The sequence below is a fragment of the Marilutibacter chinensis genome, assembly GCF_021725675.1.
GTDB classification, from domain to species: Bacteria; Pseudomonadota; Gammaproteobacteria; order Xanthomonadales; family Xanthomonadaceae; genus Marilutibacter; species Marilutibacter chinensis.
This window is the reverse complement of sequence record NZ_JAKJPO010000019.1, coordinates 85,536-96,203: the sequence shown is the minus strand read 5'-3', so window position 1 is coordinate 96,203 and position 10,668 is coordinate 85,536. Positions and strand designations below refer to the sequence as shown.

The 10,668-nt window shown below is 67.8% G+C and carries 7 protein-coding genes; 3 read left to right on the top strand and 4 right to left on the bottom strand.

Translation table 11 applies throughout. The annotated features are described in order from the left end of the window. Nucleotides 1-12 precede the first annotated feature (12 nt). Nucleotides 13-372 (bottom strand): hypothetical protein, encoded by a 360-nt coding sequence (locus L3V18_RS18185; RefSeq protein ID WP_237056862.1) that lies wholly within the window; start codon nt 370-372, stop codon nt 13-15. After that, nucleotides 369-1,049 carry a response regulator gene (locus L3V18_RS18180; protein WP_237056860.1) on the bottom strand — a complete coding sequence of 227 codons (681 nt, stop codon included), beginning with the start codon at nt 1,047-1,049 and terminating at the stop codon, nt 369-371. Before L3V18_RS18180 ends, L3V18_RS18185 begins: the two co-directional genes overlap by 4 nt. 365 nt (nt 1,050-1,414) lie before the next feature. Between L3V18_RS18180 and L3V18_RS18175 the strand changes: the two genes are divergently transcribed. Next, entirely contained in the window at nt 1,415-5,086 is a 3,672-nt protein-coding gene (locus tag L3V18_RS18175; protein WP_425493558.1) for an indolepyruvate ferredoxin oxidoreductase family protein, read from the top strand. A gap of 291 nt (nt 5,087-5,377) precedes the next feature. On the opposite strand, the gene L3V18_RS18170 is transcribed toward L3V18_RS18175, so the two are convergent. Further along, nucleotides 5,378-6,022, bottom strand: coding sequence for a DUF938 domain-containing protein (locus L3V18_RS18170; RefSeq protein WP_237056857.1), 645 nt, complete (start codon nt 6,020-6,022; stop codon nt 5,378-5,380). A gap of 159 nt (nt 6,023-6,181) precedes the next feature. Further along, nucleotides 6,182-6,856 (bottom strand): hypothetical protein, encoded by a 675-nt coding sequence (locus L3V18_RS18165; protein ID WP_237056855.1) that lies wholly within the window; start codon nt 6,854-6,856, stop codon nt 6,182-6,184. A gap of 161 nt (nt 6,857-7,017) precedes the next feature. On the opposite strand from L3V18_RS18165, the gene L3V18_RS18160 reads away from it, so the two are divergent. Continuing rightward, on the top strand, nt 7,018-9,513 hold the full coding sequence (locus tag L3V18_RS18160; RefSeq protein WP_237056853.1) for a DEAD/DEAH box helicase: 2,496 nt from the start codon (nt 7,018-7,020) through the stop codon (nt 9,511-9,513). Between the two features lie 234 nt (nt 9,514-9,747). Then, on the top strand, nt 9,748-10,644 hold the full coding sequence (locus L3V18_RS18155) for a ribonuclease H-like domain-containing protein (RefSeq protein WP_237056851.1): 897 nt from the start codon (nt 9,748-9,750) through the stop codon (nt 10,642-10,644). Nucleotides 10,645-10,668 lie beyond the last annotated feature (24 nt).

Genomic DNA, 10,668 nt, shown 5'->3' with positions numbered 1-10,668 from the left:
CCGGCCTCGGCTTCACGTAGAAAGCCGATGATTTGTTCTTCGGTAAAGCGCTTTTTCACGTCCAATCTCCTTCAGGGTAGGGATTGGACTCCAAATCGCCGCGCTACTCAAAACCGGGGGGACGTCGAGACGAGCTGAAAGCATCTGTGCAGTTTCGAGAATTGCGATCGCATGATTTCTAATATTCTTAGCGTTCTCAGCAGACAGCTGAAGGGGGCCGTCCTCTTCAATCCGCAGCTGTCGAGTCAACATTTCTGAATTCGCTTTAACAATTCTATTGAACTCTCTCACCTCATGCATGGTATCGCGTAGCGCTTGCTTTAGCTCATCGAGGTTTAGATTCTCTAGTATGTCAGATTCGGGCGTTTTCATAGGACACTTGAAACCCCATTGCTCAGAATATCCGTGAATATCGCAGTTGCAAAAGCCTTAATAAGCTCCGATGTCTGCGGTGAGACCTGGATGTCAACCATGGAATTGAGGATTTTGGATTCGTTTCTCTGTTGTATGGAGCTAATGAATCCTTGTTCAAGCATGAGCACGTCCCATAGCTCCATGTTGGCGTGCTCGAGTAGATATTGACGCAGGCGAAGCCACCTCCTCGTTGGATCGGCCATTACGCCTACAGCATTATCTAAAACATTCACCCAAGCTTCGGAGTCAGTATCCTTCTTTAGAGATATGTCTGCATATTTGAAGTACTCGTTATAAGTCGGGTCGTAACGATAGCCCGTGAAGGCAATGATGTACTTTTCCGGATATGCACGTCGAATCTCTCTAAATAGGTGTGCACCTTCATGCTTTCCACCGAGGTGCGCACCAACGCCCTTTATGTCACAGATAATGATCGGGTAGCTTGCAGTCAATGATGTGCTTTGGATGTCTTTAGTATAAGTGATTGAGAATCCATGACTGGCAAGAATTTCCTTCAAGACAAACGGTTGGTCGTCGACCACGAGAATTTTCTGACCCTCTCTGCCGCTTCCATGCAGATGCAATGATTGGGCCATGTCCTTCAGCGGAGTAGGCTTTCCTATTCTAAAAAACATGGAACTCTCCCTAGGCAGAGCTGACGTATGAATATGCTTTAAAAAATGATGCCCTAATCGCACCCAGCGACAGAGCGGTATTACCCGAATTTACTACGGTTTGCCTTCACGGTCGCCCATACCGCACACCATCCCATCCCCATCCCGTCAAGCCGCACCGCACCAAGGCTGACCAAAGCCGCATTGCTATAATCCCGCGCCTCTGCCCTGCCCCCGGCCGTGCCCGTCGATCCGTCGCGGGTCCGCGGCGCCGGGTGCCGGGCGTTCCATAGCCACAGGCGATCCCCCGCCCGGAGCCACGCATGACCAGCACGTCCGAACTTTCCGATCCGGCCTCGGCCAACACCTCGTTGACCAACAGCGTGATGGACCCGGATTACACGCTGGAGCACAAGTACACCCGCGAAACCGGGCGCATCTACCTGTCGGGCGTGCAGGCGCTGGTGCGGCTGCCGCTGATGCAGCGGCTGCGCGACCAGGCGGCGGGGCTGGACACCGCCGGCTTCGTGTCCGGCTACCGCGGCTCGCCGCTGGGCGGCTTCGACCTGGAGCTGTGGCGCGCGCGCAAGCACCTGGAGAAGGCGGGGGTGAAGTTCAGCCCGGGCCTGAACGAGGACCTCGGCGCGACGATGGTCTGGGGCACCCAGCAGACCAACCTGTTTCCGGGCGCGAAGCACGATGGCGTGTTCGGCATGTGGTACGGCAAGGGCCCGGGCGTGGACCGCTGCGGCGACGTGTTCAAGCATGCCAACGCGGCCGGCACCTCGCCGCATGGCGGCGTGCTGGCGCTGGCCGCCGACGACCACGCCTGCCGCAGCTCGACCCTGCCGCACGGCTCCGAGCACGAGTTCGTCAGCGCGATGATGCCGGTGCTGAACCCGGCCGGGGTGCAGGACATCCTCGACATGGGCCTGATCGGCTGGGCGATGAGCCGCTACACCGGGCGCTGGGTCGGCTTCAAGACGATCGCCGAGACGGTGGAGTCGTCGGCCTCGGTCGACGTGAACCCGCTGGCGCTGCGGATCGCGATGCCGGAGGATCTCGAGCTGCCGCCGGGCGGGCTCAACATCCGCTGGCCGGACCCGCCGATGGATCAGGAGATGCGCCTGCACCAGTACGCGGTGAAGGCAGCGCAGGCGTTCGCGCGCGCGAACGGCATCGACCGGGTGGTGATCGACTCGCCGAACCCGCGGCTGGGCATCGTCACCACAGGCAAGAGCTACCTGGACGTGCTGCAGGCGCTGGAATACCTGGGCCTGGACGAGCGCGCCTGCGCGGAACTGGGCATCCGCGTCTACAAGGTCGGCATGACCTGGCCGCTGGAGCCGGTCGGCATCCGCGCGTTCGCGCGCGGGCTGCAGGACATCCTGGTGGTGGAGGAGAAGCATTCCTTCATCGAGAGCCAGATGAAGGAGCTGTTCTACAACTTCGACTTCAACCTCGAGGGCGGCGGGCGGCCGTCGATCGTCGGCAAGTACGACGAGAGCGGCGAGTGGATCCTGCCGTCGACCTCGGAGCTGACCCCGGCGCGGATCGCCGGCGTGATCGCGCGCCGCATCCAGAAGTTCCATGACAGCGAACAGATGCGCGAGGTGCTGCGCTGGATGGAGCAGAAGGAGTCGGCGCTGGCACTGCCGCGCGCGCAGTTCCCGCGCGTGCCGCACTACTGCTCGGGCTGCCCGCACAACACCTCGACCGTGGTGCCGGAGGGTTCGCGCGCGCTCGGCGGCATCGGCTGCCACTACATGGTCACCTGGATGGACCGCAGCACCGACACCTTCACCCACATGGGCGGCGAAGGCGTGACCTGGGCCGGGCAGGCGGCGTTCACCGAGACGCCGCACGTGTTCCAGAACCTCGGCGACGGCACCTACTTCCACTCCGGCTCGCTGGCGATCCGCCAGTCGATCGCGGCCGGGGTCAACATCACCTACAAGATCCTCTACAACGACGCAGTCGCGATGACCGGCGGCCAGCCGGTCGACGGCACCCTGAGCGTGCCGCAGATCGCGCATCAGGTGCGCAGCGAGGGCGTGTACACGATCGTGGTGGTGTCCGACGACATCGGCAAGTGGCGCAAGCGCGAGCTGTTCCCGAACGATGTGGAGTTCTTCGACCGCAAGGAGCTGGACGCGGTGCAGAAGCGCCTGCGCGAGGTCAAGGGCGTGAGCGTGCTGATCTACGACCAGGTCTGCGCGACCGAGAAGCGCCGCCGCCGCAAGCGCGGCCGGATGGTCGACCCGGCCAAGCGGGTGATGATCAACTCGCTGGTCTGCGAGGGCTGCGGCGACTGCGGCAAGAAGTCGTTCTGCGTGTCGGTGCTGCCGAAGGAGACCGAGTTCGGCCGCAAGCGCGAGATCGACCAGAGCAACTGCAACAAGGATTTTTCCTGCGTCAACGGCTTCTGCCCGAGCTTCGTCACCGTCGAGAGCGGTGACCTGAAGAAGGGTGCGTCTGATAAAAGCGGAGCGGCGGCGAACGCAAAGGATCGGTTGAACGACCTGCCGATGCCGCAGCTGCCGTCGCTGGAGCAGCCCTGGAACATCCTGATCACCGGCGTCGGCGGCACCGGCGTGGTGACCATCGGCGCGCTGCTCGGCATGGCCGGGCACCTGGAGGGCAAGGGATCCACCGTGCTCGACCAGACCGGCCTGGCGCAGAAGGGCGGCGCGGTGACGACGCACATCCGCATCGCGAAGACGCCGGACGACCTGCACGCGGTGCGCATCGCCGCCGGCGAGGCCGACCTGGTGCTGGGCTGCGACATGGTGGTGGTCAACGACTACTGGGCGCTGTCGAAGATCCGCGAGGGCCGCAGCCAGGTCGTGCTCAACAGCTACGAGGCGATGCCGGGCACCTTCACCACCCGCCCGGACATGGAGTTCCCGGCCAACGACATCATCCAGGCGATCAGCACCGCGATGGGCGAAGGTGGCCGGCCGCACGTGGTCGATGCGACCCAGGTGGCGACCGCGCTGCTGGGCAACGCGATCGGCAGCAACCTGTTCCTGCTCGGCTACGCCTGGCAGCTGGGGCTGGTGCCGGTGTCGTTCGACGCGCTGATGCGCGCGATCGAGCTCAACGGTGCCGCGATCGAGATGAACAAGACCGCGTTCGCATGGGGCCGGCTGGCCGCGATCGACCTGCCGGCGGTGCTCGCCGCCGCCGGCATCGCGCCCAGCGCCCCGGCCGCCGAACACGCCAGCGTCCTGCCGATGCTGGAGCCCGGCGCGTGGGAGAGCACCGAATGGGGTGCGACCTCGGCGCCGCGCGCCACCCGCGACGAGGACGAGCTGCGCCACCTGCCGAACGCGCTGGGCAACGCGAAGTCCGATGCCGACAGCGTCGCCTTCCTGCCGCTGGACGACGAGCGCCTGTCGCGTTCGCTGGACGAGTTGATCGCGCGCCGGATCAGCTTCCTGACCGACTACCAGGACGCCGCCTACGCCGCGCGCTACAGCAGCTTCGTCACCCGCGTGCGCGACGCCGAACAGGGCAAGGCGCCGGGCAGCACCGACCTGACCGAGGCGGTCGCCCGCTACGCGTTCAAGCTGATGGCGTACAAGGACGAGTACGAGGTCGCACGGCTGTACACCAGTGGCGAGTTCCTGCGCCGTCTGGAGCAGCAGTTCGATGGCGATTACAAACTCAAGTTCCACCTCGCGCCGCCGCTGCTGGCGAAGAAGAACGACAAGGGCGAACTGGTGAAGTCCGAATACGGCCCGTGGGTGTTCACCGCGTTCAAGTGGCTGGCAAAGCTGCGCCGGCTGCGCGGCGGCACCTTCGACGTGTTCGGCTACACCGCGGAACGCAAGATGGAGCGGCAGTTGATCGCCGACTACTTCGCCACGGTCGAGTCGCTCCTGCCGAAGCTCGATGCCGGCAACGTCGGCCTGGCCGCCGAGATCGCGTCGATCCCGGAGCACATCCGCGGCTACGGCCATGTCAAGGAAGCGCACCTGCACAAGGCCAAGGCCCGCGAGGCCGAGCTGCTTGCACAGTGGAACAATCCGCTACGGGTGGTCCAGGTCGCGTAAGCGCCCGACCGTCGCCAGGACGGAAGCACCGGAAGGCCCCGTGCGAGCGGGGCCTTTTTTGCTTCTCGCAGGAGCGGCGCAAGCGGCGATCCGGGCCGCCCACGGCACAATTCCGTAGCCCGGGTAAGCGAAGCGCACCCGGGACGATCGTCGCGGCCCCGGGTGCAGCTTCGGGATCGCGGCTCACGCCGCTCCCATGGGGCGCGTAACGCGCCATCGGGCCTGACCGGACCAATTGCGGGCACGGCCTGTCGCGTGCGGCGAGCCGACGCTCTGCCCGAACCCGGAGCCTCAGCGCCGCCAGACCAGGCAGCGGTTGTTGGCCGGCATCGCCACGTCCTCGATCGGTTGCAGGCCGATGCCGCGGGCCAGCGCGTCCACGGCCTCGAAGTCGCGGATGCCCGACGCCGGGTCGCGCGCCTTCAGCCAGGCGTCGAACTCGCGGTTGCTGGCACTGGTGTAGTCGCCGCCGTAGTTGAACGGGCCGTAGACGACCACGGTTGCGGCGTCTGCCAGCATCGCCGACAACCCGGCGAACAGTGCCTGCACCTGCGGCCACCCCATGATGTGCAGGGTGTTCGCGGTGAACACCGCGTCGTACCCATTCCGGCCGCCGGCCACATTGCGAGGCAATGGCGGCGACGGGGCGAGCCCTGGTACCGGTTCGACGCTCGCCGCCAGTTCCAGCGGCGGCGGCGTGTTCGCCAGCCCGGCCTCGTCCAGCCATGCGCGGATGCCGGGCAGATGCGCGGCGACGTCGCTGCACTGCCATCGCAGCCACGGCATCGCCGCGGCGAAGTGCACTGCATGCTGGCCGGTGCCGCTGCCGATCTCCAGCACCTCGCGGACGCCGGCGAGATGGCGCTCCAGCACCGCAAGGATTGGTTCGCGGTTGCGCTCGCAGGCGGGGGCGAAGGGTTTGTGTCCTGCATTCATGCACACAGCATGCGCCCTGACGCGCACGCGGGCGAGTCCCGGTGGCTCGCGGTCGCTCCAGCAGCAGGCCCTCTGCCGTGACGCGCGAACAGGCCCGCACGACACCGATGTGCCCCGCCCCGCAGACCGGGGTTCACACCGGCCGGGCGGCACCGGCAACTATGGCCTGCACAGCGCCGGGTCGTCGAACAGCGCGTCGAGGCCGGCATCGGGACGCCTGCCGATCTCATCCGCGAGGCAGCTCGCGGACTTGATCACGCGCTCTTCTTCCCGCCAGTCGCACCAGCTCGGGTCGCTCCTGCCGAACGTGCGCTTGCGCCAGACGGTCCGCACGCCGCCGCACTGGGTCGCGGCCGGGAACGCATACCAGGTGCCGCCATCGTGCTTGATGTTGAAGCCGGTCGCCTGGCACGGACCGTTGTTGTACCGGCACACGCGGGTACACTGCGCCAGCTGGCCCGGCGCCATCGTCGGCGGACAGCCCCGGCCGTTGAGCTCGAGATTGCACTCGCAGTAGTTGTTGGGCGCATCGGCGATGCGCGTGACCCGGTAGCGGATCGCGTAGGACGTGGAGCTCCCCGACGCCGCCAGGATCGACCTGAACGCCACCGCGTCGGTCGCGTTCGCTTCCTGCAGCGACAGGATCGGACGCCCCGCGGCGTCCGTGTCGATTGGAAGCCGCGACTGCAGCCGGTAGACGTGGAGGGTCTCGCACGGATCGCCACCTGGGCAGGCCGCCTGGGCGGGACCGCCCCAGAGCGCGAGGGTCGATGCGAGCAGCCACAGCGCACCCATCGCGATGCGGTGCCTTGCCAGTACGTCGCTTCGGTTCATCTGCAGCCTCCGGAAGATCGTCCGTGACGGTCCGGCCCCGCGCCAGCCCTGTCACCGGCTTGAACGCCGCGGCGCAACGTTCGTGAATCCCGCGCGCTGCGTCTCACCTGCTGAGACGGCGCGCTGGCCCACTGACCGCCTCAAGGCAGGCGACGACGACGATGGCACGGGCACTGGCGCGGTACGACGATGGCGAGACACTGGCATTCGGGACCGCGGCGCCACCCGTGCGCAGCGCCGGCGACGGCGGCGCGCTGACCCGGCGGCTGGTACGGCGCTACCGCGACCGCATCACCGGCCAGTTCACCCTGCCCGGCCGCGAAGGCCGCTACGCCGAGCTGCCGGCCGACCTGCCGCCGGCGCTGGCAACGGCGTTGCGCACGCGCGGCATCGAACGGCTCTATTCGCACCAGGCCGAGGCCTGGGCCGCGAGCCGGCGCGGCGAGCACGTGGCCGTGGTCACGCCGACCGCATCGGGCAAGTCGCTGTGCTACACGCTGCCGGTGGTCGCCGCGGCGATCCAGGCGCGCGCGGGCGGAGCGGTGGCGAAGGCGGCGGCGTCCAAGGCCCTGTTCCTGTTCCCGACCAAGGCGCTGGCGCAGGACCAGGTCGCCGAGCTGCTGGAGCTCAGCCGTGCCGGCGACCTCGGCCTGAGGGCGTTCACCTTCGACGGCGACACCCCCGGCGACGCGCGCCAGGCGATCCGCCTGCACGGCGACATCGTGGTATCGAACCCGGACATGCTGCACCAGGCGATCCTGCCGCATCACACCAAGTGGGCGCAGTTCTTCGAGAACCTGCAGTACGTCGTCATCGACGAGATCCACGGCTACCGCGGCGTGTTCGGCAGCCACGTCACCAACGTGCTGCGCCGGCTCAAGCGGATCTGCGCGTTCTACGGTGCGTCGCCTCGCTTCATCCTGTGCTCGGCGACGATCGGCAATCCGCGCGAGCACGCCGAGGCGCTGATCGAGGCGCCGGTACGGATGATCGACGAGTCCGGCGCGCCCAGCGGCGACCGGCACGTGCTGTTGTGGAACCCGCCGGTGGTGAATCCCGACCTCGGCCTGCGCGCATCGGCGCGCTCGCAGAGCAACCGGATCGCGCGGATCGCGATCAAGGCCGGCCTGAAGACCCTGGTGTTCGCGCAGTCGCGGACGATGGTCGAGGTGCTGACCAAGTACCTCAAGGACGTGTTCGACCACGACCCGCGCAAGCGGCCGCGGATCCGTGCCTACCGTGGCGGCTACCTGCCCGGCGAGCGGCGCGCGGCCGAGCGCGAGATGCGCGCGGGTGGGGTCGACGGCATCGTCAGCACCTCGGCACTGGAACTGGGCGTGGACATCGGCGCGCTCGACGTGGTCGTGCTCAACGGCTATCCGGGCAGCGTCGCCGCGACCTGGCAGCGCTTCGGCCGCGCCGGTCGCCGCAACCAACCGGCGCTGGGGGTGATGGTCGCCAGCTCGCAGCCGCTGGACCAGTACGTGGTCCGGCATCCCGGGTTCTTCGCCGAAGCGCCGCCCGAGCACGCCCGCACCGCGCCGGACCAGCCGCTGATCCTGTTCGACCACATCCGCTGCGCGGCGTTCGAGCTGCCGTTCGAGGCCGGCGAGCGCTACGGGCCGATCGAGCCCACGCCCTACCTGGAGGTGCTGGCCGAGAGCGAGGTGCTGCACCGCGAGGGCGACCGCTGGGAGTGGATCGCCGACAGCTACCCGGCCAATGCGGTGTCGCTGCGCGCGGTCGCCGACGGCAACTTCGTCGTCGTCGACCGCAGCGACGGCCGCCAGGCCATCATCGCCGAGGTCGACTATTCCGCCGCCGCGCTGACCCTGTACGAGGGCGCGATCCACATGATCCAGAGCACGCCCTACCAGGTCGAGCGGCTGGACTGGGACGGCCGCAAGGCCTTCGTGACCCGCACCCACGTCGACTACTACACCGACGCGATCGACTACACGAAGCTGAAGGTGCTCGAGCGCTTCGATGCCGTCCGTGCCGGCGCGGGCGAGGCCGGCCACGGCGAGGTGCACGTGGTGCGACGGGTATCCGGCTACAAGAAGATCCGCTACTACACGCACGAGAACATCGGCTACGGCCCGGTCAACCTGCCCGACCAGGAACTGCACACCACCGCGGCGTGGTGGCAGCTGCCGCAGGCGGCGCTGCTGGCCTGGTTCGCATCGCGGCAGGAAGCGCTGGACGGCTTCCTCGGCGCCGCCCATGCGCTGCACGTGGTCGCCAGCGTCGCGGTGATGGCGGACGCGCGCGATCTGCAGAAGGCGGTCGGCAACGGCGACGGCGCCTGGTTCGCGACCGCCGACGCCGATGGACGTGGCCGCCTGCGTGGCGCCGACGGGGCCGAGCGCAGCGTCGACGATGAGGCCCGCTTCGTCCCGACGGTCTATCTGTACGACAACTTCCCCGGCGGCGTCGGCCTGAGCGAGCCTCTGTGGCAGCGGCAGGCGGAACTGCTGCAGCGCGCGCGCGAGCTGGTCGAACGTTGCGACTGCAGCGCCGGCTGCCCGGCCTGCGTCGGGCCCATCCTTGCCGGCGACGAAGCCGCCGATGAAGACGCCGGCGATGTCGCGGCAACGCCGAAAGCGCTGGCGCGCCGCGTGCTCGACCTGCTGCAGGAGGCCGGCGATGCCCGCTAGCCGCGCCGGGTGTCTGGCAACCACTCGCGGCGACGCGCCGGCATGGCCGCCTGTCGCGAACGGAACAACTGCGACTCGCTTCTACCCCGCCTTTCGCAGGAGCGGCGCAAGCCGCGATCGGGGCCGACACGAGAACCTCATCGCGGCTCACGCCGCTCCTACGTCATGGAGGCGTGTGGCCTACTACGCCGCTCCTGCGGAGGTGCGTGTGGAGTCGTGTCGCGGGCGTCTGCGATGAGCGCGGCGATCGAACGCCTGCGTGTGCTGCAGCGACAGGCCGGCAAACCCGCCGCTCCAGCCGGCGCGTCCACAGCGCGCGCCGGCGCCGAGGCGGCGGCGCTGCGACGTCTGCTCGATCAGCGCACGCGTCCCCTCGTGGCGGTCACGCATGGCACCGCCACGGACCGCGGCCTGCCCGGCGAGGAGATCGCACCCGGCCTGCGGCTGATCGTCGGACACCTGCCGTTCGAGCCACCGCGCCAGCCGCTGCCGCTGGCCTTCGCCCGCCGCGACGAGGCGGCGGTGCCGGCGCGGCTGTTGTTCTTCGACACCGAGACCACCGGCCTGGCCGGCGGTACCGGCACGCGTGCGTTCCAGATCGGTGCGGCCGACTGGCACTTCGATCCGCAGCGTGGTGCTGGCCTGCGCGTGCGCCAGCTGCTGATGACCACGATGGCGGCCGAGAAGGCGATGCTCGAAACCTTCGCCGGCTGGCTGCACCGGGACACCCTGCTGTGCAGCTACAACGGCCGCTGCTACGACGCACCGCTGCTGAAGGCGCGCTACCGTCTCGCGCGACTCGCCGACCCGATCGGGGCACTCGACCATCTCGACCTGCTGTTCCCGACCCGTCGCTTCCACAAGGGTCGCTGGAGCGACTGCCGGTTGGCGACGGTCGAACGCGAGCTGCTCGGCATCGTCCGCGAGGACGACCTGCCGGGTGCGCAGGCACCGGCGGCGTGGTTGTCCTACCTGCGTGGCGGCAGCGCGGCGCGGCTGCGCCGGGTCTGCGCGCACAACCGCCAGGACGTGATCACCCTGGCACGGCTGCTGCTGTCGCTGGCCGCCAGCGCCGACGACGTCGCCGTGGCGTTGCCGGGCCTTCATGCCGCGCGCACGGCCGGGGTGTAGGCTGCGGCCATCTTCCCCGCGAGG